Consider the following 21,712-nt stretch of genomic DNA (forward strand, 5'->3'; position numbering starts at 1 on the left):
CCAGAAGGGCGTCCAGGTTTGTCTTCACACACTGACCAACGGGCGCCCTTCGCCATGGTCGCGACCAGCACGAACATCGGACTCATTCATCTAGGAGCGAGCCGGTGCAAGGCTTGGCAGACGCAAGGCCCGGTCGGCGTAAAGGCCCTACCGGTCTAAGGCTTGGCCGGTCGGCCGTCGCCGTACAGCCAGACGTCCCACAGCGCGTCGAGGTCCTTGCCGGACACGCTCTCCGCGTAGGCAGTGAAGTCGTCCGTGGTGGCGTTGGCGTGACGGTACTTCGCGGGCCAGCCGCGCAGGATCTCGCCGAAGGCGTCGTCGCCGACGGTCTCGCGCAGCTTGTGCAGGACCATCGCGCCGCGCTGGTACACGGGCGCGTCGAAGAGGTTCTCCGCGGCGGGCGGAGCGGCCGGCGGAAACGTCCAGTTGGCGTCCTGTGCGAAGGCCCGCTCGAAGTGCGTCCGGGCGGGCACGTTCTCGTACTCCTCCGTGTACAGCCACTCGGCGTACGTGGCGAAGCCCTCGTTCAGCCACAGGTCCCGCCAGGTCGCGGGCGTGACCGAGTTCCCGAACCACTGGTGGGCCATCTCGTGCACGAGCGTCGTCCGGTCGAACGACGCGGCGGGGAACACGGGCCGCGTCTGCGTCTCCAGGGCGTAGCCGAGCGTCCCGTCCTTCTCGACGATCACCCCGGCCGCGGAGAAGGGGTACGGGCCGAAACGCTCCGCCTGCCGACCGAGGATCACGGGGATCTCGTCCCGCAGCGCGGCACTGCCCGCCGCGACCGCGGGATCCACGGCGGTCAGCACGGGCACGGAGCGGTCGCCGGGGCCGTCGCCGGAAGCGGACGCGGAGCCGGGTGCGGAAGCGGAGCCGGTACCGGTGTCGGTGCCACCGCCGTCCCCGTCGGCATCGGCCGTCGCCGCGCCCGTCTCGTACCGGCCGATCGCGACCGTCGCCAGATAGCTCGCCATCGGCTCGGCCGAGTGCCACACGCTGGTGACGCGGCCGTCCGCGCCCGTGCGGCGCTCCGTCCTCACCCCGTTGGAGAACGCGTCGAGGCCGGCCGGGACGGTGAGCGTGATGTCGTACGCGGCTTTGTCGGAGGGGTGGTGGTTGCCGGGGAACCACGTCATGGAGCCCTGCGGTTCGCCCACGGCGACCGCCCCGCCGGGCGTCCGCAGCCAGCCCTCCGCGGAGCCGTCCGCGTCGGTGATCGCCTCGGGCACGCCCGCGTACGTGACGATGGCCCGGAACTCCGTGCCCTCGGGGATCTCGTCGTGCGGCCGGAGCGTCAGCTCGTGCCCGGCGCGGTTGTATGCGGCGGGGGCGCCGTCGACGGTCGCCCCGGTCACCGTCAGCCCGTCGAGGTCGAGGTTGAAGGCGCTGAGGTCCTGGGTGGCGCGGGCCGTGATCGCGGCGGTGGCGTCGAGCCGCCCGGTGCCGGGGTCGTACGCCAGCGACAGGGCGTAGTGCACCGCGTCGTAACCGCCGTTGCCGAGCTTCGGGAAGTACGAATCGCGCAGCCCGGAGGCCCCGGGAGTGCCGCGGACACCGCCGGTGGCCGCCGTACACCCGCCCGCGCACAGGGCGAGGGCGACGAGGGCGGCTGCGGCTCCGGTCCGGTGGCGCTGGGTCACGTACCGATCCTAAGCAACCCACTCGAACCGGGCGCGTACGGAACGGACCGTGGCCACCCGTGAACGGCGGCGGCGCCCGGCGGGGGGGCGGGCGCCACCACCAGCTGGGGGCCGCATCACCGAGGGACCGGTCGCCCGCGGCGCTGTCGCTCACCGGCGACCGGCTCGGTCACCCGCGGCTCTGTCGTCCACCGGCGACCGGCTCGGTCACCCGCGGTCTCAGTTGGCGAGGGCGGCGACGCCGGCCTGGGCGAACTTCTCGTCGAGGTCGCCGGAGGGGGCGCCGGCGACGCCGATGCCCGCGATGGGGGCGCCCTTGGCGGTGACGGGGGCGCCGCCGGCGAGGAAGAGGGTGCCGGGGATGTCCTTCAGGGTCGGGGCGTTGGCGAGGCGGCCCGCGAGGACGGAGGTGGGGGCGTTCCAGGAGACGGCGGTGTACGCCTTCTTCTCGGCGGACTCGTAGGACTGCGGGCCGGCGCCGTCGCCGCGGAGGGTGACGAGGGTGTTGCCGTTGCGGTCGACGACGGCGACGGAGACGCGCTGGTTCTCCTTCTCGGCGGCGTCGAGGGTGGCCTGGGCGGCCTTGGTCGCGGCCTCGATCGTCAGGTGCGTCGACGTCTGGAGGTTGTCGTTGCCGGCGTCGGCCGTGATCGCGGTCGGAGCGGCGGCGGCCGGGGCGGAGGCGTTCGCGGAGACGGCGCCGAACGTACCGGCGGCGATGACGGCGGCGGCGGTGGCACCGAAGAGGATCTTCTTCATGACGGACTCCGTGAGGGTGAGGCGCTGCGGGGAAGGTGTTCGTTCGTTCGCTCTGGAATCCATCCTGTGGCCGGGACCGGGGCCCGCCGGTCCACGTACCGGCTGCCCTCCTCGCGCACACTGGAGGACGGCCGGGTCAGCCGATCGGCTGATGCCGCTGTGGTCCCCGCGGGCCAGGATGGACAGATAACCCCAGGTCAGGGGGCAAGGAGGTGGCGCGGTGACACGGCCGACGGAGCAGGACCACGACCCGGACACCCGATGGCTTGCGCGGGTCATGCACATCGCCTTCTTCCTCCTCCTCGGCGCCTCGCTGGCCCGCTTCCTGCTGCGCCACCCCTGGGAGGAGCGCAGCCCGTGGATCATCGCCCTGTCCGGCGCGCTCGCCTCCCTCTACCTCCTCGGCCCGGTCGTCGGCACCCGGGCGGCCCCGCGCAGGATCGCCTGGCTGTGCACCGTCGTCGCCGTCTGGATCGTGCTCGTCGTCCTCGCGCCCAGCTTCGCCTGGTGCGCGGTGCCGCTCTTCTACACGGGGCTGCGCACCCTCCCCGCGCGGGCCGCGCTCGGCCTGGTCAGCCTGCTCACCGCGTTCGTGGTCTTCGCCCAGGTGCAGCTCGCGCACGGCGGCTGGGACCCCAACCTGATCGTCGCCCCGCCGGCCGTCGCCGCCATCGCGACCGGCGTGTTCGTCTACTCCGACCGGCAGGCGGCACGACAGCGGGCCCTCATCGCCGACCTGATCCGCACCCGCCGCGAACTGGCCGCCATCGAGCGGCGCGAGGGCACGCTCGCGGAACGGCAGCGGCTGTCGATGGAAATCCACGACACCCTCGCCCAGGGCCTGTCCAGCCAGCAGATGCTGCTCCAGGCCGCCGACCGCACCTGGGACACCGACCAGGCCACGGCCCGCCGCCACGTCCGTACGGCCGAGTCCATCGCGGAACGCAACCTCGCCGAGGCGCGCCGCTTCGTCCACGACCTGGCGCCCGCCGACCTCGCCGAGGGCGGCGGCCTCGAAGAAGCGCTGCGCGGCCTCGCCAGCCGCGAGTCGGCGGCCTTCCGCGTCGACGGGACCGCGGTACCGCTGCCCGAGCGGGTGCAGTCGGCGCTGCTGCGGATCGCGCAGGGCGCCCTCGCCAACATCCGCGAACACGCCGGCGCCGAATCCGCCGCCCTGACCCTCACCTACCTCGACGACCAGGTCGTCCTCGACATCGCCGACGACGGCCACGGCTTCGACCCCGCCGACACCCCCGGCGGCGTCCGCGGCCACGGCCTGCCCGCCATGCGCGTCCGCGCCCGACAACTCGGCGGCACCCTCACCGTCGAATCCGCCCCGGGCGAGGGCACGGTCCTCTCCGCCGCCATCCCCCTCACCCTGGAGCCCTGATGTCCGTACGCATCCTGCTCTGCGACGACCACGTCGTCGTCCGCGCCGGGCTGCTCGCCCTGCTCGGCAGCACCCCCGACATCGAGGTCGTCGGCGAGGCCGGCAGCGGCGAGGAGGCCGTCGCCATGGCGGCCAAGCTCAAGCCGGACGTCGTCCTCATGGACCTCCAGCTCGGCGCGGGCATCGACGGCGTCGAGGCGACCCGCAGGATCGCACCCACCGGCGTCCACGTCCTCGTCCTCACCACGTACGACACGGACGCCGACATCACCCGCGCCATCGAGGCCGGCGCCACCGGCTACCTCCTCAAGGCCGAACGGCCCGAGGAGCTCTTCGCCGCCATCCACTCCGCCGCCCAGGGCCGCACCGCCCTCTCCCCGCCCGTCGCCAGCCGCGTCATGGACGTGATGCGCGGCGCCGCCGGACCGAGCCTCACCGACCGCGAGCGCGACATCCTCGGCCAACTCGGCCGCGGCCTCGGCAACCGCGAGATCGCCCGCGCCCTCTTCATCAGCGAAGCCACCGTCAAGACCCACCTCGGCCGCATCTACGCCAAACTCGGCGTCGACACCCGCGCCGGCGCCGTAGCGGTCGCGAAGGAACGCCGCTTGCTGCCGTAGGAGCGACGGCCACTCCTCCCTCCCGCCCCACCCCGCCCCGCCCCACCTCCCTGAGACGGGTGGACCACCGCGTCGACACGCCCTCCGGAACGCCCCTCGCTGCTACTGTGCGCTACTGCCTGACCGCACGGTGTCATGCATCGGTTCTCCGTGGGAGCGCACGTGAAGCTCGCGATCGTCGGCGGCGGCCCCGCCGGCCTCTACCTCTCGATCCTGCTGAAGCGGCAGGACCCGACCCACGACATCGCCGTGTACGAGCGGAACCCCGAGGGCTCCACGTACGGCTGGGGCGTCACGTACTGGGCCGGACTCCTCGACAAGCTGCGCGCGGGGGACCCCGAGTCCGCGGCGGCCGTCGCCGAAGCGTCCGTGACCTGGACCGACGGCGTCGCGATCGTCCGCGACGAGCGGACCGTCCACCGTGGCGACGCCGGCTTCGGCATCGGACGGCGCCGGATGCTCGGACTCCTCGCCGACCGCGCGCGGGAACTGGGCGTCCGGGTGGAGTTCGAGCACGACGTCACCGGCCCCGAGGCGCCCGAACTCGCCGGCGCGGACCTCGTCGTCGCCGCCGACGGCGTCAACAGCGCGCTCCGCGCGGCCCACGCCGACCGCTTCGGCCCCACCGTCACCAGCGGCCGCAACCACTACATCTGGCTCGGCACCACCAAGGTGTTCGACTCCTTCAGCTTCGCCTTCAAGGAGACCGAGCACGGCTGGATCTGGTGCTACGCCTACGGCTTCAGCGGCGAACGCTCCACCTGCGTCGTCGAATGCTCCCCGGAGACATGGCGGGGCCTCGGCCTCGACACCCGCGGCGAGGCAGACAGCCTGAACCTCCTCGAAAAGCTCTTCCACGACCTCCTCGACGGCCACGAGCTCATCGGCCGCGACCGCGCCGACGCCCCCGCCCAATGGCTCACCTTCCGCACCCTCACCACCCGCACCTGGCACCACGGCAACCTGGTCCTCCTCGGCGACGCCGCCCACACCACCCACTACTCGATCGGCGCCGGCACCACCCTCGCCCTCGAAGACGCCCTCGCCCTCGCGGAAGCCCTCCGCGGCCACACCGACCTCGACGCCGCCCTCACCACCTACGGCAAGCGCCGCCGCGCCGAACTCGTCTCCGCCCAGAGCGCCGCCCGCTACAGCGCCCAGTGGTACGAGAACCTCCCCCGCTACATGGCCCTGGAACCCGCCAAGATGTTCGCCCTCCTCGGCCAGCGCCACTCCCCTCTCCTCCCCCACATCCCCCCTCAGCTCTACTACCGCCTCGACCGCGCCGCCGACCACCTCCAACCCCTCCGCCGCCTCAAGCGCTGGCTCGGCCCCCACCTCGCCCGCGCCGCCCACGGCCGCCACTGACACCGGGCGAGGGGGCGGGGGTGGGTCGGTGCCCCTTGACCACCAGCTCCGGCGGGGCTCCTCGCGTACGGGAGCGGGCCCTGCCGCTCGGAGCCCGGCGCCGGTCCGGTGGTCCTCGTGTGCGTGGCCGGTGCGGTGCCGTGACACCATCGGTCACGTGCTCGACATCGGCTACTCCCTCTCGCGTCGCTTCCCCGACCCGCCGCAGACCGACTACCGCCGCGCGGACGTCCACGCGCTGCGGCACGACCTCTTCTGCGGGGACGTGTACCTCGCCGACACGGAGGCGGACCGCGAGGTGTCCACAGCCTGGGGATGGGTGCCCGTGCTCGACTTCGCCTGGGCACTGTGCGACATCGTCGAGCAGCTCGACCAGGACCCGCGCGGCAGCCGCGCCGCACAGCCGCAGTACGCCGAACTCGACTTCACCGAGTCCTCGGACCGCATGCTCTTCGAGCGCCGCTTCGGCTGGGTCGACGTCGAGGCCGACTGGATGCCGGGCGACGAACCGCCGATCACCTTCAACCACACGGCGCTGCGCCGCGAGGCCCGCGACTTCCTCCACGACCTCATCGCCGACCTCACGGACATGCACGAGGGCCTCGCCGACAACCCCGCCATCTGGTCCCTCCAGGCCCGCTTCCCCCGCGTGACCTAGCCCCCCCCTGGCCCACCTCCGTGTGGGCGATCGTCCCGCTGGGGCGGGACGGGTGGGCACACGGGACGGCGCCCTCGGCGGCGCCCCCGCCCCCTGGGCCCTGACCCGCACCGATAGTGAGCCGCGCACCGGGTGCGGGTTCGGGCGCGGAGGCCTGGGCCCGGCAACGGGCACCGTCCGTTGTGCCCACCCTCCCCCAGACTCCGTCCGGGGGGGGACCCCCACGCCCCTGGCGGACGATTGCCCACAACGGGGGCGGCAGGAGCTGCCGCAGCGGGACGATTGCCCGCAACGGGGGTGGGCCCGGCGCGGGTGCGACGTCCGTTGGGCCCGCAACGGGGCGCCCGGCCGGGCCGGCCTCGCTGGGCCGAGTCGTCCGTTGTGCCGCAACGAGGACGGACCGGGCCACCGAGCAGGCCCGCACCGCACCCGCACCCGCACCCGCACCCGCACCCGCACCCCAGGCTCAGTCCTCCACCCGCACCCCCAGCCGCGCCGCAAGCACCGGTGCCAGGTCGAGGAGTTGGGTGGTCGTGATGACGGCGCCGGAGAGGGATTCGATGCCGCGGGCGATGTCGAGGCGGGGGACGCCGCGGAGGTCGACGTCTTTGAGGCGGGCGCGGGTGAAGTCGACGCCGGTGAGCACGCAGTCGACGAATTCGACGCGTTCGAGGACGGCGTCGCCGAAGTCGGGCTCGCTCAGGACGCAGCCCTCGAAGACGACGTCGCGGAGCTTGGCGGAGCGCAGGTTGAGGTAGTCGCTCTTGCCGCCGCGCACGACGACGCGCTCGAACACGGCACCGTGCAGCTGCGCGCCGCCCAGCCGCGCGTCCACGACTTCGACGTCGCGGAGTTGGGCGCCGGAGAGGTCGGTGCCGACGCCGCGTACGCCCGTGAGGAGGGAGTCGAGGAAGCGGGCGCCCGACAGCCGCGCACGGTCGAGCCCGCAGTCGCGCAGGGCGCAGTCGAGGAAGCGGGCGCCTTCGCCGGACTGGTCGGTGAGGTCGAGCCCGGCCAGTTCGAGGCCGTCGTAGTCGCCGTCGGGGCGGAGGTCGCCGTCGTAGGCCGTCAGGGGAGGCAGACGTACCTCCGGCCGCCGCGCTCCCGCCACTTTCTTCTTTCGTGCGATCGCCATGGCCTCATGGTGATGTACGCCACTGACAACGCCTCCGATGTCACGAACGCGGACCCGCCCCCCGTCCCCCCTACGAGACCGGCACACGAGTCCGGCACAGGCGCCGGCGTACGCGAACGGGACGAGGGAGACGGACATGCGGAAGCTCACGATCATCGGCGGCGGCTTCGGCGGACTGACCGCGGCCATCACGGCGGCCGAGGCCGGTACGAAGGTGACGCTGTACGAGTCGCACCGGACTCTCGGGGGCCGGGCGCGGACGGCCGAGGGCCCGTACCGCACCAACGAGGGCCCGCACGCGTTGTACGACGGCGGCCCGCACTGGACCTGGCTGAAGCAGCGCGGGCTCCTGGGCGCGCTCGCGGCGCTGCCGCCGACCGAGGCGATGCGGTTCCGCGTGCACCGGGACGGGGCGGTGCGGCGGGTCCCGCCGCTGGGGATGCTGCGACTGGCCCGCCGTACGGCCGAGCAGGCGCCCGTGGACGTCGACTTCCACACGTGGGCCAGTGGGGTCGTGGGCGAGCGGACGGCCCGCCAGGCGGCGGCGTACAGCGCGGTCGCGCTCTTCCACCACGACCCGGGGTCCCTCTCGGCGCGGTTCGTGCAGGAGCGGCTGCACCGGGCGACCTCGCTGCCGCCCGAGGCGCACTATCCGCGGGGCGGCTGGGGCGAGCTGATCGACCGGATGGCCGCGCGGGCCTGGGAGATGGGCGTCCGCATCGAGACCTCGTCCCGCGTCGACGCGCTGCCGGCCGACGGCGGGCCCGTGATCGTCGCCACCGCCCTGCCGTCCGCCGCCCGGCTCCTCGGTGACCCGTCGCTGACCTGGGAGAGCGGCCGTACGGTCCTCTTCGATCTGGCGCTGCGGACCCGGAAGGGCGACCCGTTCGTGATCTCCGACCTGGACGCGCCCGGCTGGATCGAGCGGTTCACCGCCCAGGACCCGTCGCTCGCCCCCGCCGGGCAGCAGTTGCTCCAGGCCCAGCTGCCCATCGGCCCCGACGGCACCAAGGCCGACGGGGTCGCCCACGCCGAGCGGCTGCTCGACCTCGGCTTCCCCGGCTGGCGCGAGCGGACCGTGTGGCAGCGCGCATCGGTCTCCCAGGGCCGTACGGGTGCGGTCGACCGCCCGGGCACCACCTGGCGCGACCGGCCCGCCGTCGACCGGGGCAACGGCGTGTACCTGGTCGGTGACCAGGTCGCCGCCCCGGGCGTCCTCTCGGAGGTCTCCTTCACGAGCGCCGTCGAGGCCGTGTCCCTCGCCCTCCGCGCCGACCACCTCGGCCACCTCGATCACGTCGACCACCCCGATCACGTCAGTCACCTCGATCGTGTCGGCCACCTCGGCCACACGACCCGCGCCTCGTAGATCGACCACGCCAGCGCCCCGGCGCCTTCGACCTCAAGCACCCTTGACCTCAAGCGCGCTTGAGGTCGGAGGCTGTACGCGTCAAGCCGCTCCGGCGGCGCACGTACGACGACGACGCAGGGGACCGCCATGCACGCCATCCGCCTCCACGCCTTCGGCCCGGCCGAGAACCTCACGTACGAGGAGACGCCCGACCCCGTACCGGCCGCGGGGCAGGTCCGCATCCGGGTCGCGGCGGCCGGGGTGCACCTGCTGGACACGGCGCTGCGGGAGGGCGCGCAGGGGCCCTTCCCGGCCCCGACCGCGCTCCCCACGGTCCCCGGCCGCGAGGTCGCCGGCACGGTGGATGCCGTCGGCGAGGGGACCGACGCGGCGTGGCTGGGGAAGCGGGTCGTCGCCCATCTCGGCATGAATCCCGGCGGTTACGCGGAACTGGCCGTCACCGACGCCGCCCGGCTGCACGCCCTGCCCGACCACCTCGGCGAGGCGGAGGCGGTCGCGATGATCGGCACCGGCCGTACGACGCTGGGCATCCTGCAGTTCACGGAGCTGGGCCCGGAGTCGGTCGCGATCGTCCCGGCCGCCGCCGGCGGCATCGGCACCCTGCTCGTCCAGTACGCGAAGAACGCCGGCGCGACCGTCATCGGCCTCGCCGGCGGCCCGGCGAAGGTCGCGCTCGTCCGGGAGAACGGCGCCGACCTGGCCGTCGACTACACCCGTCCGGAGTGGGCGGACGAGGTCCGCGCGTACCTGGCGTCCCTGGGGCGGCGGGCCACCGTCGTCTTCGACTCGGTCGGCGGCGACACCGGCCGCGCCGCGGTCGACCTCCTCGGCAAGGGCGGGCAGCACATCGTCTTCGGCTGGTCCGGCGCCGGCCTCGACGCCGGCGCCCTCACCTTCACCGGGGAGGAACTCGCCGCCCGCTCCATCACCTCGGAGTCCGTCCTCGGCCCCGTCATGATCCAGAAGGCGGGCGGTGACGTCCGCGCCCTCGAACTCGCCGCCCTCGAAGCCGCGACCACCGGCACCCTCCGCCCCGCCGTCCACCGCTTCGCCCTCGCGGACGCGGCGGACGCCCACCGCGCCCTGGAGAACCGGGGCACGACGGGCAAGGTGGTCCTGGTCCCGTAGGGACGGCAACGAGGCGCCACCGACGGGAGGCAGGAACAGGGGGCAGGGGCAGGGGGCAGGGGCAGGGGGCAGGGGCAGGGATCGGAGGGGAAGCAGGGGCCGGATCAGACCCCCACGACGTCCCAGGAGTGCGCCTTGTACTCCTTCAGGAAGTCCGGGTGGTCCTCCCACATGCGGGCGACGGAGCGCAGCACGTCCCAGTTGTGCTCCAGGGCCTGGTCGACGATCTGGCGGAGCTCCGGGGCCGTCTCGCGCTTCTCCACGAGGCCGTTGACGGCCGACGCGGCCTGCACGGTGTAGCGGGTGGCGCGCAGGGCCCGGGAGGTGTCGTCCATGCCGAAGCCGTGGTCACTGCCGTTCGCGGGGTCGAAGAGCGGAGTCAGCCGCGCCTCGATGAAGGCCGTGATCCGCTGGAAGCGCTGCTCGATGTCCGTATCCATGCCCTCTTCCTACACCCCCGCCCCACCGAGCTCCGCAAGCGCCCCGTCCGTCAGGCGGTAGACGGTCCACTCGTCCTGCGGGCGGGCGCCCAGGGACTCGTAGAAGTCGATCGACGGCTTGTTCCAGTTGAGGACCGACCATTCGAGGCGCCCGTAGCCGCGGTCGACGCAGATGCGGGCCAGTTCGCGCAGCAGGGCCTTGCCGTGGCCGCCTCCCCGGACCTCCGGGCGGACGTAGAGGTCCTCCAGGTAGATGCCGTGGACACCGCGCCACGTGGAGAAGTTGAGGAACCAGAGCGCGAAGCCGGCGACCTCACCGGACTCGGTCTCCGCGATGTGCGCGAAGGCGGCGGGATGCTCACCGAAGAGGGCCTCGTGGATCTGCTCCACGGTCGCGTGGACCTGGTCGAGTTCCTTCTCGTACTCGGCGAGGTCGCGCACCATGGCGTAGATGACGGGGACGTCGGCGGGTGTGGCTTGACGGATCATGGGGCAAGCCTGCCCCGGATCAGGCCCTCCTGGCCAGCAGGATACGGGCCAGCGCCACCTGCTCGGCATCGAGCTCCGGCTCGCCGTCCTCGACGTCCCACAGCCCGTTCTGCAGCACCCGGCCGAGCGTCCACGCCACCGCGCGCCGCCGGTCCCCGACCACTTCGGCCAGCAGGTCGAAACGCCACAGCAGTTCGCCCGGATCGGGATCGAAGCGGTCCGTCAACGCCGGCAGCAACTCGAACCCGGGATCTCCCGCCAGCGGCTTCGGATCGATCGCGAGCCACGCTCCCCGACCGCCCGCCGACCGGCCATCCGGCCACCGACCGCCCGACGACCGGCCACCCGACCACCGAGCGCCCGACGACCGACCGCCCCCGGGCTCCGACCCGGCCGGCCCGCCCGGCCCGCCGGGCCCCTCCAGACCGCCCGGCCCGTCCGGCCCGCTCGCCAGTACGTTCCCCAGGTGCAGGTCCCAGTGCAGGAGCCGATCCCCCGGTTCCCCCGCCACCTCGCGTACCGCCGCCGCGCAGTCCCGCAGAACCGCCGCGTCCGCCGTGCCGAGGCGCGCCGCGGCGGCCGGCGCCTCCGCGAGCATGTCGGCCGCGATGTCGCCGAGCCGCCGCAGCCCTTCCGGGGCGGGGACGGCGGTCAGCCGGGCGAGGAGGTCGGCCACGATGCGCAGCGCCTCCCGGGTGTCCGCGATCGAGGAGAGCGGCCGGGTCTCGTCGAGCCGTTCGAGGAGCATCGCGCCGGTGCCGGCGTCGTGGTCGAGGAGATGTACCGCCCCCGCGCCGTCCCACGCGCGCAGGGCGATCGGCTCCCCTTCGGTCTCCTCGTCCAGGATCTGCAGCTTCAGGGCGGCGCGGCCGCCGTCGGCGACGCGCTCCACCGGAAGGACCAGCGAGGCCATCCCGTACATCGAGGGCCCGGTCACCCGCAGCCCCCACCGGTCCAGGAACTCCCGTGCCCGGTCCGGCAGCCCGGCGACGAACGCCCGCCCGGCCTCCCCGTTGTACTTCGCCTGCGACGCCGCGAGTCCCTCGGGTACGTGAATCACCCCACGACCCTAGACACCGGCGTCGCGCAGCGCCTTCGAGAATCGGCGGGCGTCGTGGAGGGCGTCCCCGGCCGGCAGTGCCGTACCGCCGGTGCGGGCGCCGAGGAAGGAGGCGACGACGATCTTCGTACCGTCCACGGCCGCCGGGAGCGTCCCGAGGACGTCGGCGTGGCCGGCGGGGACCACCGTCACCGCTGCGGCGACGGACGCGGGAGACGGCCCGCCGCCCGAACACCCCTACGCGGCAAGGCCGATGAAGCCGACGGCGGCCGCCGCGGCGAGAGCGTGCCGGGTCCTGCGTACGGGCAGGGGAGGGTCCTTCCGGAACAACGAAATCCGCACGGAGTCCGCACCCTCGGACCCAGGCCGGGCGCCACCGGGGAAACACCGCCTGAGGACCCGTATCCAGGGGCCCGAGGCCCCGGGTAACGTCCCGCCCACGCACCCGGAAGAGGGATACACATGAGCACGGTCAACGGCGGAATTTCGTTCTGGTACGCGCAGGAGGGCGCCCCCGCGCCCCGCGAACCGCTCCCCGGAGACACCACCGCGGACGTCTGCATCGTCGGCGGCGGATACACGGGTCTGTGGACCGCCTACTACCTGAAGAAGGCCGTCCCGTTCCTCGACATCACGGTCCTCGAAGCCAAGTTCTGCGGGTACGGGGCCTCCGGCCGCAACGGCGGCTGGCTCTACAACGGCATCGCGGGCCGCGACCGCTACGCCCGGCTGCACGGCCACGAGGCCGCCGTCCGCCTCCAGCAGGCCATGAACGCCACCGTCACCGAGGTCCTCGACGTCTGCGAGACCGAGAAGATCGACGCCGACCAGCACCGCGGCGGCGTCCTCGAAGTCGCCCTCTCCCCCGCCCAGCTCGCCCGCCTCAAGGCCTTCCACGCCGCCGAGACCGTCTTCGGCGAGACCGACCGCGAGCTCTACGGCGCCCGCGAGACCGCCGACCGCATCCGCGTCACCGGCGCCGTCGGCTCCTCCTGGACCCCGCACGGCGCCCGCCTCCACCCGGTCAAGCTGGTCACGGGCCTCGCGGCCGCCGTCGAGGCCCTCGGCGTCACGATCCACGAATCGACCCCCGTCACCGGGATCAAGCCGAAGCACGCCGTCACCCCGTACGGCACGGTCCGCGCCCCGTACGTGCTGCGCTGCACCGAGGGCTTCACCGCCTCCCTCGACGGCCAGCGCCGCACCTGGCTCCCGATGAACTCCTCGATGATCGTCACCGAGCCCCTCAGCGACGCCCAGTGGGACTCCCTCGGCTGGGCGGGCGGTGAGGCCCTCGGCGACATGGCCCACGCCTACATGTACGCCCAGCGCACCGCCGACGGCCGCATCGCCCTGGGCGGGCGGGGCGTCCCGTACCGCTACGGCTCGAAGACCGACAACGACGGCCGCACCCAGCCGCAGACGATCGAGGACCTCCGCGAGATCCTCGTCCGCTTCTTCCCGCAGCTCGCCGGCGTGGGCGTCGACCACGCCTGGTCCGGCGTCCTCGGCGTCCCCCGCGACTGGTGCGCCACCGTCACCCTCGACCGCTCCACCGGCCTCGGCTGGGCCGGCGGCTACGTCGGCTCCGGCGTCGCCACCGCCAACCTCGCCGCCCGCACCCTCCGCGACCTCATCCGGCAGGACTCCGGCCAGACCGGCCCCACCGACCTCACCACCCTCCCCTGGGTCGACCACAAGGTCCGCAAATGGGAGCCCGAACCCCTCCGCTGGCTCGGCGTCCACACCATGTACGCCGCCTTCCGCGGCGCCGACCGCCGCGAATCCACCGGCCACACCGCCACCACCGACCGCATCGCGGTCCTGGCGAACCGCTTGAGCGGGCGCTGAGGGAACGCCCTAACCGAGGGCCCCACCCGTCGGGGCCCCGCCAGCCCCGACCGACTCACTCCACCTCACCCCACCCCACCCACCTCACTCCACCTCGATACCGAAGTCCCCCACGAGCTCCTCGAGACCGCCCCGGTACCCCTTCCCCCCGACGACGAAGTCCCAGTCGCCGCCGTCGCGCCGCCGGAACGAGCCGAGGACGAGCGCCGTCTCGCCGGGGCGCCCGTCCGAGACGACCAGCCGGTCGAGCTCGACCCCGGAGTCGTCCCGCAGCCGGATGCCGGCCCCGGTGAACCCGCCCAGGTCGGCGTCCGGATTGACTTCGGGGTCGACCGCGGCGACGAGCACGAGGCGGTCGGCCCGCTCGGGGAGCGCGTCGAAGCCGACGCGTACGGCGGCCCGGTCGCCCGGCGCGGCGGCCACCATGGACACCGAACGGCCGGGCGTGGCAGGGTTGTTGAAGAAGACGAACCAGTCGTCGCCGAGGACCCGGTTGCCGGCGCAGACGAGCGCGCACACGTCGAGCGCGACGGACCCGGACCACACCATCCCGAGCAGGTTGAAGTCGTCGTCGGCCTCGACGGAGGCCGAGGCCGGCGTCGCGGCGGAGACGGCGGGTGCGGCGGTACGGGCGCCAGCGGTCCCGGACGCCCGGGAAGTCCCACCGGCCCCGTCCACCCCGCTCACCCCAGCAGCCCCACTCGACCCACTCGCCCCCGGTCCCAACCTCCCCCGAAGCCCGTACTGGTGGAGCAGGTCGACGAGCTCGGTGCCGGATATGAGGGTGAGGGGCTTGCCGTTGGCGAAGGCGTACGAGCCGGGGCCGAACTTGGACGTGGTGACGAGGACGCCCTTGTTGGCTCCGGCGCCCTGCACGGTGCCGAAGAGGTCGCGTACGGCGGTCGGGGGGACGGTGTTCCGGTAGCGCTTCACCTGTACGACGATCGAGCCGCCGCTGATCGGGTCGGGGTCGAGCGCCTCGACGTCCACGCCGCCGTCGTTGGAACGGCTGGTGGTCACGGCTTGGAGGCCGCGGGCCCGGAACAGCTGGGCGACGAGTCCTTCGAAGGCGACGGGGTCCATGGCGAGGAGGTCGGGTTCCTCGCCGTCCCCCTGGACGACGACGTCCGCGCTCACCTGGTCGGGGACGAGCAGCGGCGCGACGGCGACGCGCTCGTCCGGCTTGGCGGAGAGGCGTCCGCCGAGCGCGCCGGTCACGCATTCGACGGCCGCGACGAGTTCGAGGTTGAGCCGTTCGAAATCGGTCCGCCGCACGTCGACGGTGGCCACGCAGACCCGGGAGGCCAGTCCGGTGGCGGGGTCGACGCCGCCGACGTAGCCGTTGAGCGCGACTCCCTCCAGCGCGCCGAACCGGTCGGCGGCGAACAGCTCCCGCACGGCGAGGAGCACGCTCTGGGCGAGTACGTCCCGGTAGAGCGCGCGCCGCTGGGTCACGGGGCGCGGGACTTCCTTCTCCTGGTCGGTGCTGGGCAGGTATTTGACGCCCTTGGCCTCGGGGACGACCTCGTACCCGGGCAGGTCCCAGTCGAGGACCAGCGCCCGCCCGCTGCGGTCGTAGGCGGCGGAGACTTCCCTGGGGAAGCCCTCGGGCCAGGCGGTCGACGCGAAGAGCACGGCGGAGAAGAAGTCGACGACGGTCTCCGGCTCCCCGTCCCGCATGGCTTCGACGGTCCCGGCGACGCCGCTGTTGTGGGCCCGTATCTCGGCAAGTCGGCCGGCCGCCCAGCTGTCGTACTCCCGCCGGTAGGCGGCCAGTTGCTCGACGCGACGTGCCTCGGCGGCCTGCGCCGCGTACCAGTCGCGCTCGAACCGGGCCCGGGCGTCCCGCTCGGCCTGCGCGCGCCCGGAAGCGGTCCAGGCGCCCTGCGCCTGGTAGTGCCGCGGGTCGGGCATGGCGGCGGGCTCCCCGAGCGGCCCGGGAGCGAACGGCTCGACCTCCTCCGCCCGGCGCAGCGCCTCCACGCCGAAGGCGGGCGCCCGGCACCCCGTGACCAGCAACGACCCGAGCACGGCCACGCGCTGGTCGATCTCGTGCGTCCGCCGCAACGCGTCCGCGTCCCTCTGCCGCCGGTACGCGGCCCGCTGCTCCCGCTGCATCCGCGCGACGTCACGCGCGTACTCCCGCTCCACCCGCTCCGCGTCCCGCTGCTGCCGCAGCACCGCCTGCTGCTGCCCCTCCCGCTGCCGCTGCGCCATCCGCTGCTGCTCGGCCCACACCCCGAGCACCCCACCGGAACGCCGACTCATCCTCCGCACCCCTCCCCACGACACCCCACGCCCTGACGCCCCCGCCGACCCCGTAAGCCCGCCACCCCCGATTCTCCCGGACGGACCCACCCGACACCCCGAAAAACCCCACCCTCAGCACGCGCGAGGCGACCCGGCCGTGATCACGCGAAAAAGCCGGCGCCGGGATACGTGTCCCGACGCCGGCCGACCCGATCATCGAGCCGCCACGTGCACGACCTCCCTGGCGACCGCCCTGACGCCGGACACCAAGTGGTAGATGGCTCCGCTCGCAAGGATCAAGGTGCCGAACAGGATCCAGCCGCCGGGGCCGCTGTCCGCCCGGAAGTCCGAACCGTCCGAACCGTCCGACCCGGAGTTCCCGTCGCTCGGGGCCCGCAGCACCTCCCTGGCGATGTGTGCCGCACCGACCGCGGCATGGGTGGCTGCGGCCAGCGCCATCCCCGTGACGCCGATGACGAACCAATCCGCTCGCCCGAGCTCGTCCATCGCCCTCGCCTCCTCGCCCCACCCCTCCGCGCCTCGCCGGGCGACCTGCCCTCACCTCCGATCCTCCGCGCGACGCACCCGGTGCCACCAGGGGTCGGAAGGGCAGACCGGGGGGCCATGGGACCCCATCGACCACGTGCCGATCAGCCCCACGCCCACGGCGTTCCCGGATGCACGGCCGCCACCACCCGCCCGACCCGGCACGGATCTGGCACGGTCCTCGCCACCGTCTGTCAGTGCCTCGGGATAGCGTCCGCCTACGCGCGGTCGGCTTCCGAGGTGTCCAGCTCTGTAGTGCGGCTGCATCCCTGGATCTGTCCGGGGGCGGCCCGGTGCAAGCCCGGGACCCAACCGACGACCAGGCTCCGCCGATGGCCAGGACTGCCCTGCCGGCGCCGGCCGCGCGCACGCTCTCCAGGTCTGCTGATGCAGTGGAAGCCGGTGCACGAGACCGTTCACCCGCGTTCATGTGCGCTCCGTGGATCAGTGCGGACGTGCTTGGAGCCCGCCCTGAACGGCAAGCGGCCACCCCGCCCGTCATCTGTGATCTCGGGGCGGCTGATGCCTCACATCGCTACCGGGGCAAGGCCGGCAGAGCGGCACAGCGGGTCAGCACCAGGCAGATCCGTCATGGCTGGCCGTGACGTCCAGGCCGTATGTGCCGGCGCTGTCGCCGAGATCGCTGGGGAACCACACACTGAGGTGGGCGGTGGTGCCCGCGACGGGCTTCTCGAAACAGAGCGCTGAGGTGTCGACCGCGAGGCCGCCAGGTGCCGGGGATGGCGAAGGATTGGCGCTCTCGAGTCGCCAGCCGTCTTCTGCGGCGGCCTGGCGGTAGAAGGACTGCACGTCAGCCCGGGATGTCGCGTATCGGTAGTACTGCCCGGCGTAGGCGAACCCGTCGTCCTCGTCGCATCCGGAGTACCGCTCGTCCTTGGACCGCGTTCGGCTCGGGTGCGCGTCGAGGATGGACAGGGACGCCAGAGTGGGCGCGAGTTCTTGGTCAGCTCTGGTGCAGCCGTAGAGCCCACCCGACAGCGCCCATACGCCCGTTGCCGCGATGATGGCCATGCCGCCTGCGCCGACGAGAACCGGCATAGCCACCCTCTTCAGCTTCATGGCGCGGAGCGTAGCGCACCGGATGAGGCAGAAAGAGAAGGCGACATACGGAGCGACCGGCCACGGGCTACGTCTTCGCCACCCGCACCGGCCGCCCCGTAGAGCCCCTCGACGTCCACCGCTCCTGAGTGCTCCGAAGGGCCGGCGCGGCCAAACGGTACGGACAGAAGTGGGGTCAGTAGAACCAGACGACGAGACGGACGTTCTCCTCGCCGTGGACCTCGCTGAGGAGGCGCATGACGCTCCAGACCCGGCCCCAGTCGGTGTCGGGTCCTGCGGCTGACGCGCGTGTCCGTGTGCCGGAGGCGTCCGTCTCCTGCCAGTCGGCAGTCAAGAGCTCGGCCCAGGTCAGCCATGTCGTCCCGTAGACGGAGTCAGGACCGCCGTAGCCCGCGAAGTCCCTCCGCAGCCCTTCCGACGCGTCGTGCGGGAATCCGCGGTCCTCGGCGAGCGGGCGGAAGCCGAAGTGGTTGCGGATGCCGAAGAGGCAGGCGAGGCCGTCGTAGGCGTTGCCTCTGTTGAGGAGGAAGAGGTCGATGCCTGCTTCCCAGACTGCGTCCTCGTCGTCCGGACCCCACACCCGGGCCCCCGGTCGGCACTCGATCGTTCCGCTGACATCGGTCGACATGGCGTGATCATGCCGGTCAGGCTCGGGAGCCGGCATCCGTATTCCGCTCCGCGCGCTCGCGGCCGTCTCCGGCCGAGCACCACCGCCGACGACCCCCGCTTTACAAGAGCGGGAGGGCGGGGCCACGCCTGACCTGCGCAGACACTGCGAGAGCTAATCGATACCCCGGAGCCCGACAGCCACCCTCATTCCCCGTGGTTCCCCGCCCGATCTGGCACGGATGTGGCACGGTCCTCGCTGGCATCTGTTAGTGCCCTTGGATAGCGTCTGCCTGCGCGCGGTCGGCTTCCGAGGTGTCCAGCTCTGTAGTGCAGCTGCATCCCTGGCTCTGTTCGGGGGCGACCCGGTGCTAGCCCGGGACCCAACCGACAGTCAGGCTCCGCCGATGGCCAAGAGTGCCCTGCCAGCACCGGCCGCACGCACGGTTTCCAAGTCTGTTGGTGGAGTGAGCGGAGATGTGTAGGGGCGTTCACCTGCGTTCATGACCGGCTGACTGCCCATGCGGGGGCGGCTCTGAGTCGCGCCTGAACGACCGTGAACGGGGCTGAACGAGACGGAAACTGAGACGGCCACACAGGGCCTAGAACTGGCCCAGCGACCAGGGCGCTTCCAGCCTGTCAGCCGGGATGACCTTGGCCCGCGCCAGAACCTTCTCATCGAGGGCCCACACGAGGGCGCGCAACTCACGCGCGCTCTTCCTTGGCAGCGCACGAAGCACGGCTTCAAGCTGCTCGCGGAAGCCAGCGCCGTAGCACCCGCACTCAGGGATGCCACAACCAGAACCCGCACGTGGGTTCACGAGTTGCCTGAGAGGACCGTGGGCAAGGGCCTTCCAGTGCCAGAACGCTTCTTCCGCGGCTTCGGGCCAGAAGCGGGTACGTTCCAGCCGACGCAGGTCGGCCGTGCAAGACCCGGAAAGGCGATCTATGGGCGGATACCGTCGCCGCAGGGGGCGGACAGGAGTGTCGCCCCGCAGGGCTGAGGGGCGCCTACGCGGCATTGCCCCTTTGGTTGTCGGTCATAGGGGGCACGGTACAGAACCGTGTGTCAGGTGGCTACCGCGTAGGGGGGCGACGCCCTGAGCTTGGAAATCACCGATCTTTGGCGCCTGATAGGCGCTGTGAGCTGCGGAAACGGGTGTCGAGTCGAGCCGTGCGTCCCTTCTCGGCACCCGTCGTTATCCGTAGTTCCCCGTCCCACCTGGCACGGAAATGGCACGGTGACCTCTTCGTCCCGAAGCAACTCGGGGGCGAGTTCCGCCCTGGCCCGGTGCACCTCTCACCTGCACTGATGGTCCGCAGACGTTCGCGCTCGTCCGCCGCTGTTCGTCGGCGTTGTCACGCAGTTAGACACTCACCGCTCAACGACCCCTCATGGCCCAGATTCGGCCCGACCGCCAGGCAGCTGACCTCAGAGGCGTTGCTTCGCCGCCCTCACTAGATGGGCAATGCCGTCCCGTGTGTGCGTCCTTCGCTCATCCAGCTCTGACCGGCTGTCTGTCTTGTGCACGGCCGTGATCTCAGCCAGCAAGATTTCACCCTCACGGCTCAGCTCTTCATCGTCGGTGAGCATCTGCATGCGGAACAGGGCCTCCTGGGCCCTGGACCTGAGGTCGTACGCCCGGATCTGCACAGCCTCAGCGGCTTCCGGAGGAGGCTGCTCATGCGTACAAAACCAAAGATGCACGAGACACCGCCGGTAGTTGATCAAAGCCGCCGCGTAGGCCGTGTATGCGTCCAGTCGTTCCTGGCGCAGCTTCTCGTCCCGTGTGAACTGGTGGCCTCTCTCAGTGGTGCGCCGCTGGACTCCCAGGGTGATCCCCGAACCAAGCAGCGTGCCCAAGACGGCGATGGCGCTGGCGATTATGGCTTCCACCCCTGTAGAAGATCACGGCTGAAGGCAGTCTGTGATCGCTTTCCACAGGAGCGGCTGCGTCGCATACCAGGGGGAGCAGAGCCTCTGCGTGAGACAGGGCTTGCGGGCCACACCGAGCCTCTGCGCACGAGCGACCTTGAAAACCGTCGTGGCGCGAGTCACCGTGGGTTCAAATCCCACACCCACCGCCAGATGAGAGGCCCCTGACCAGCCAAGACGGTCAGGGGCCGTTCGTGTGAGCTTGCCTGTCGGCAACCTGTGTTCCCCGTGGTTTCCCGGCTGAACGGGCACAGGAAGGGCACGACCACCCGTTGATCCACTGCTGTCAGAGGCGGGGGGTACGGTGCAGCCACGATTGAGCGTTGCGCTTTGGGGAGGGGCCTTGGGAGCCAAGACTGGTCTGCTCGTGTATGCCGACGGCGATGTGCCGGGTCTGCTGCGACAGGTGGGTGCGGCGGACTTGGAGGAGGCGAATCGCATGATGCGGCGCCTGTATCCGGGCTGTGAGATCGAAGAGGCTGGGGGCTCGCCCCTGGGGGAGGGCGTGTATCCCCCCGACGGGACGGCCTATGCGGCGAGCTGGCCGGGCGTAGAGGTCATCTGCGATCAGCGCGTAATGATCGACTTCCCGTCACAGCTTCCCAAGCACCTTGTGGCGGCGAGTGCCGGCCGACGGTTGGTCCTGCATGCCATGCACAGTGTGGTCGACTGGCTGGCATTCGCTGTATGGGAGGACGGACGCCTCATCCGCTCTCTGAGCCTGTCCCCAGACCACGGGATCATCGAGAACATCGGAGAACCGTTCTCTTTTGAACTCCCCTACTGGGCTGGGGACCGTCCGGCGGACGTCATTCCTTGGCCGGGTGAGGAAGAGGAGCCGTACGCCTTGCCCTTCCATCCCCTGGAACTTGGAGAAGACGCGCTACGTGCGCTCTGCGGCTTCATCCAGGAGGGCCGTCCCGTGCCCGAGGACGTGGACGCCGACAGCATCGAACTGTATGGCTTCCGGGTGACGGACCCGCAGGCTCCTGACGCCGCTGAAAAGGAAGCGGAACTGCGGAAGGCCATGGAAAGAATGGGGCCGCCACGGATCTACAGGATGGGCCCTGACGGCTCGCTGGTCGAGCAGGACAGCCTCTAGCTTTGCGAGGCGCCCTAGTCGGCTTCTGGCTGTCCTGTCTGGGCTGGGACTGAGCGCGCTCGGAAGGTCGATGAGCCTCTGGAAGGCGGCTGCACGACACGCTCGTCTGCCACGATGCGACCGGTACCGACGCGGAGCGACCACACCGGCCTCCGCCACATCGCGGCAGCAGCTGCTCCCCACCCGCCCCTTCCCGGTGGTGCGGTCGCCTCACGATTCCGTCATCCGTGACTGCGGGGGTACGGCGCCCGGCCCTCCTCAGGCCCGGCAGTCGGCCCGCCG

Annotated in this window: 20 protein-coding genes; 8 read left to right on the forward strand and 12 right to left on the reverse strand. The window is 72.2% G+C overall.

Annotated features, from left to right (window positions below; translation table 11 throughout):
• Positions 1–155: 155 nt before the first annotated feature.
• Complete coding sequence (locus ACIQFX_RS36750) at positions 156–1,640, reverse strand: M1 family metallopeptidase (protein ID WP_402472389.1); 1,485 nt, start codon at positions 1,638–1,640, stop codon at positions 156–158.
• 219 nt (positions 1,641–1,859) lie between these two features.
• Positions 1,860–2,399, reverse strand: a complete 540-nt coding sequence (locus ACIQFX_RS36755) for a heme-binding protein (RefSeq protein WP_402472391.1) — start codon at positions 2,397–2,399, stop codon at positions 1,860–1,862.
• A gap of 220 nt (positions 2,400–2,619) precedes the next feature.
• Between ACIQFX_RS36755 and ACIQFX_RS36760 the strand changes: the two genes are divergently transcribed.
• The 4 genes from ACIQFX_RS36760 to ACIQFX_RS36775 all read left to right on the forward strand — a co-directional run bounded on the left by ACIQFX_RS36760 (position 2,620) and on the right by ACIQFX_RS36775 (position 6,435).
• On the forward strand, positions 2,620–3,789 hold the full coding sequence (locus ACIQFX_RS36760; protein WP_402472394.1) for a sensor histidine kinase: 1,170 nt from the start codon (positions 2,620–2,622) through the stop codon (positions 3,787–3,789).
• A complete protein-coding gene (locus ACIQFX_RS36765; RefSeq protein ID WP_017242455.1) occupies positions 3,789–4,409 on the forward strand; it encodes a response regulator transcription factor in 621 nt (206 codons plus the stop codon). The genes ACIQFX_RS36760 and ACIQFX_RS36765 overlap by 1 nt, the downstream gene beginning before the upstream one ends.
• A 135-nt stretch (positions 4,410–4,544) precedes the next feature.
• The gene (locus tag ACIQFX_RS36770; RefSeq protein ID WP_402472396.1) at positions 4,545–5,777 is read left to right on the forward strand and encodes an FAD-dependent monooxygenase; all 1,233 of its coding nucleotides are present in this window, start codon (positions 4,545–4,547) and stop codon (positions 5,775–5,777) included.
• A gap of 157 nt (positions 5,778–5,934) precedes the next feature.
• Positions 5,935–6,435, forward strand: coding sequence for a hypothetical protein (locus ACIQFX_RS36775; protein WP_402472398.1), 501 nt, complete (start codon positions 5,935–5,937; stop codon positions 6,433–6,435).
• Positions 6,436–6,901: 466 nt separating this feature from the next.
• On the opposite strand, the gene ACIQFX_RS36780 is transcribed toward ACIQFX_RS36775, so the two are convergent.
• Positions 6,902–7,570, reverse strand: a complete 669-nt coding sequence (locus ACIQFX_RS36780) for a pentapeptide repeat-containing protein (RefSeq protein ID WP_402472401.1) — start codon at positions 7,568–7,570, stop codon at positions 6,902–6,904.
• Between the two features lie 136 nt (positions 7,571–7,706).
• On the opposite strand from ACIQFX_RS36780, the gene ACIQFX_RS36785 reads away from it, so the two are divergent.
• Both ACIQFX_RS36785 and ACIQFX_RS36790 read left to right on the forward strand, forming a co-directional pair.
• On the forward strand, positions 7,707–8,939 hold the full coding sequence (locus ACIQFX_RS36785; RefSeq protein ID WP_402472404.1) for a phytoene desaturase family protein: 1,233 nt from the start codon (positions 7,707–7,709) through the stop codon (positions 8,937–8,939).
• A gap of 129 nt (positions 8,940–9,068) precedes the next feature.
• Positions 9,069–10,070 carry a zinc-binding dehydrogenase gene (locus tag ACIQFX_RS36790; RefSeq protein ID WP_402472406.1) on the forward strand — a complete coding sequence of 334 codons (1,002 nt, stop codon included), beginning with the start codon at positions 9,069–9,071 and terminating at the stop codon, positions 10,068–10,070.
• A gap of 104 nt (positions 10,071–10,174) precedes the next feature.
• Here the strand turns inward: ACIQFX_RS36790 and ACIQFX_RS36795 are convergent, their stop codons facing one another.
• The 4 genes from ACIQFX_RS36795 to ACIQFX_RS36810 are packed head-to-tail and all read right to left on the reverse strand — an operon-like array spanning position 10,175 to position 12,251.
• The gene (locus ACIQFX_RS36795; protein WP_376488612.1) at positions 10,175–10,510 is read right to left on the reverse strand and encodes a hypothetical protein; all 336 of its coding nucleotides are present in this window, start codon (positions 10,508–10,510) and stop codon (positions 10,175–10,177) included.
• A 9-nt stretch (positions 10,511–10,519) separates the two neighbouring features.
• Positions 10,520–10,999, reverse strand: coding sequence for a GNAT family N-acetyltransferase (locus ACIQFX_RS36800; RefSeq protein ID WP_402472409.1), 480 nt, complete (start codon positions 10,997–10,999; stop codon positions 10,520–10,522).
• 19 nt (positions 11,000–11,018) lie between these two features.
• A complete protein-coding gene (locus tag ACIQFX_RS36805; RefSeq protein ID WP_402472411.1) occupies positions 11,019–12,059 on the reverse strand; it encodes an aminoglycoside phosphotransferase family protein in 1,041 nt (346 codons plus the stop codon).
• A gap of 9 nt (positions 12,060–12,068) precedes the next feature.
• A complete protein-coding gene (locus ACIQFX_RS36810) occupies positions 12,069–12,251 on the reverse strand; it encodes a hypothetical protein (RefSeq protein WP_402472413.1) in 183 nt (60 codons plus the stop codon).
• 270 nt (positions 12,252–12,521) lie between these two features.
• Between ACIQFX_RS36810 and ACIQFX_RS36815 the strand changes: the two genes are divergently transcribed.
• A complete protein-coding gene (locus ACIQFX_RS36815; RefSeq protein ID WP_402472415.1) occupies positions 12,522–13,910 on the forward strand; it encodes an NAD(P)/FAD-dependent oxidoreductase in 1,389 nt (462 codons plus the stop codon).
• Positions 13,911–13,994: 84 nt separating this feature from the next.
• Here the strand turns inward: ACIQFX_RS36815 and ACIQFX_RS36820 are convergent, their stop codons facing one another.
• The 5 genes from ACIQFX_RS36820 to ACIQFX_RS36840 all read right to left on the reverse strand — a co-directional run bounded on the left by ACIQFX_RS36820 (position 13,995) and on the right by ACIQFX_RS36840 (position 20,289).
• The gene (locus ACIQFX_RS36820) at positions 13,995–16,178 is read right to left on the reverse strand and encodes a restriction endonuclease (RefSeq protein WP_402472417.1); all 2,184 of its coding nucleotides are present in this window, start codon (positions 16,176–16,178) and stop codon (positions 13,995–13,997) included.
• Between the two features lie 195 nt (positions 16,179–16,373).
• On the reverse strand, positions 16,374–16,667 hold the full coding sequence (locus tag ACIQFX_RS36825) for a hypothetical protein (RefSeq protein WP_402472418.1): 294 nt from the start codon (positions 16,665–16,667) through the stop codon (positions 16,374–16,376).
• Positions 16,668–17,276: 609 nt separating this feature from the next.
• Positions 17,277–17,786, reverse strand: a complete 510-nt coding sequence (locus ACIQFX_RS36830; RefSeq protein ID WP_402472420.1) for a hypothetical protein — start codon at positions 17,784–17,786, stop codon at positions 17,277–17,279.
• A gap of 175 nt (positions 17,787–17,961) precedes the next feature.
• The gene (locus ACIQFX_RS36835; protein WP_402472422.1) at positions 17,962–18,414 is read right to left on the reverse strand and encodes a hypothetical protein; all 453 of its coding nucleotides are present in this window, start codon (positions 18,412–18,414) and stop codon (positions 17,962–17,964) included.
• A 1,410-nt stretch (positions 18,415–19,824) separates the two neighbouring features.
• The gene (locus ACIQFX_RS36840) at positions 19,825–20,289 is read right to left on the reverse strand and encodes a hypothetical protein (protein ID WP_402472423.1); all 465 of its coding nucleotides are present in this window, start codon (positions 20,287–20,289) and stop codon (positions 19,825–19,827) included.
• A 382-nt stretch (positions 20,290–20,671) separates the two neighbouring features.
• Between ACIQFX_RS36840 and ACIQFX_RS36845 the strand changes: the two genes are divergently transcribed.
• On the forward strand, positions 20,672–21,430 hold the full coding sequence (locus ACIQFX_RS36845) for a DUF6928 family protein (RefSeq protein ID WP_402472424.1): 759 nt from the start codon (positions 20,672–20,674) through the stop codon (positions 21,428–21,430).
• The last annotated feature ends 282 nt before the right edge of the window (positions 21,431–21,712 follow it).

The sequence above is a fragment of the Streptomyces sp. NPDC093089 genome (genome assembly GCF_044754405.1).
Classification (GTDB): Bacteria; Actinomycetota; Actinomycetes; order Streptomycetales; family Streptomycetaceae; genus Streptomyces.

Bases quoted from the DNA above. Each gene is read 5' to 3' on its own strand.
- ACIQFX_RS36755 (WP_402472391.1), bottom strand. From the start codon at position 2,399: ATGAAGAAGATCCTCTTCGGTGCCACCGCCGCCGCCGTCATCGCCGCC.
- ACIQFX_RS36765 (WP_017242455.1), top strand. From the start codon at position 3,789: ATGTCCGTACGCATCCTGCTCTGCGACGACCACGTCGTCGTCCGCGCC.
- ACIQFX_RS36770 (WP_402472396.1), top strand. From the start codon at position 4,545: ATGCATCGGTTCTCCGTGGGAGCGCACGTGAAGCTCGCGATCGTCGGC.
- ACIQFX_RS36780 (WP_402472401.1), bottom strand. From the start codon at position 7,570: ATGGCGATCGCACGAAAGAAGAAAGTGGCGGGAGCGCGGCGGCCGGAG.
- ACIQFX_RS36785 (WP_402472404.1), top strand. From the start codon at position 7,707: ATGCGGAAGCTCACGATCATCGGCGGCGGCTTCGGCGGACTGACCGCG.
- ACIQFX_RS36790 (WP_402472406.1), top strand. From the start codon at position 9,069: ATGCACGCCATCCGCCTCCACGCCTTCGGCCCGGCCGAGAACCTCACG.
- ACIQFX_RS36795 (WP_376488612.1), bottom strand. From the start codon at position 10,510: ATGGATACGGACATCGAGCAGCGCTTCCAGCGGATCACGGCCTTCATC.
- ACIQFX_RS36800 (WP_402472409.1), bottom strand. From the start codon at position 10,999: ATGATCCGTCAAGCCACACCCGCCGACGTCCCCGTCATCTACGCCATG.
- ACIQFX_RS36815 (WP_402472415.1), top strand. From the start codon at position 12,522: ATGAGCACGGTCAACGGCGGAATTTCGTTCTGGTACGCGCAGGAGGGC.
- ACIQFX_RS36820 (WP_402472417.1), bottom strand. From the start codon at position 16,178: ATGAGTCGGCGTTCCGGTGGGGTGCTCGGGGTGTGGGCCGAGCAGCAG.
- ACIQFX_RS36825 (WP_402472418.1), bottom strand. From the start codon at position 16,667: ATGGACGAGCTCGGGCGAGCGGATTGGTTCGTCATCGGCGTCACGGGG.
- ACIQFX_RS36830 (WP_402472420.1), bottom strand. From the start codon at position 17,786: ATGAAGCTGAAGAGGGTGGCTATGCCGGTTCTCGTCGGCGCAGGCGGC.
- ACIQFX_RS36835 (WP_402472422.1), bottom strand. From the start codon at position 18,414: ATGTCGACCGATGTCAGCGGAACGATCGAGTGCCGACCGGGGGCCCGG.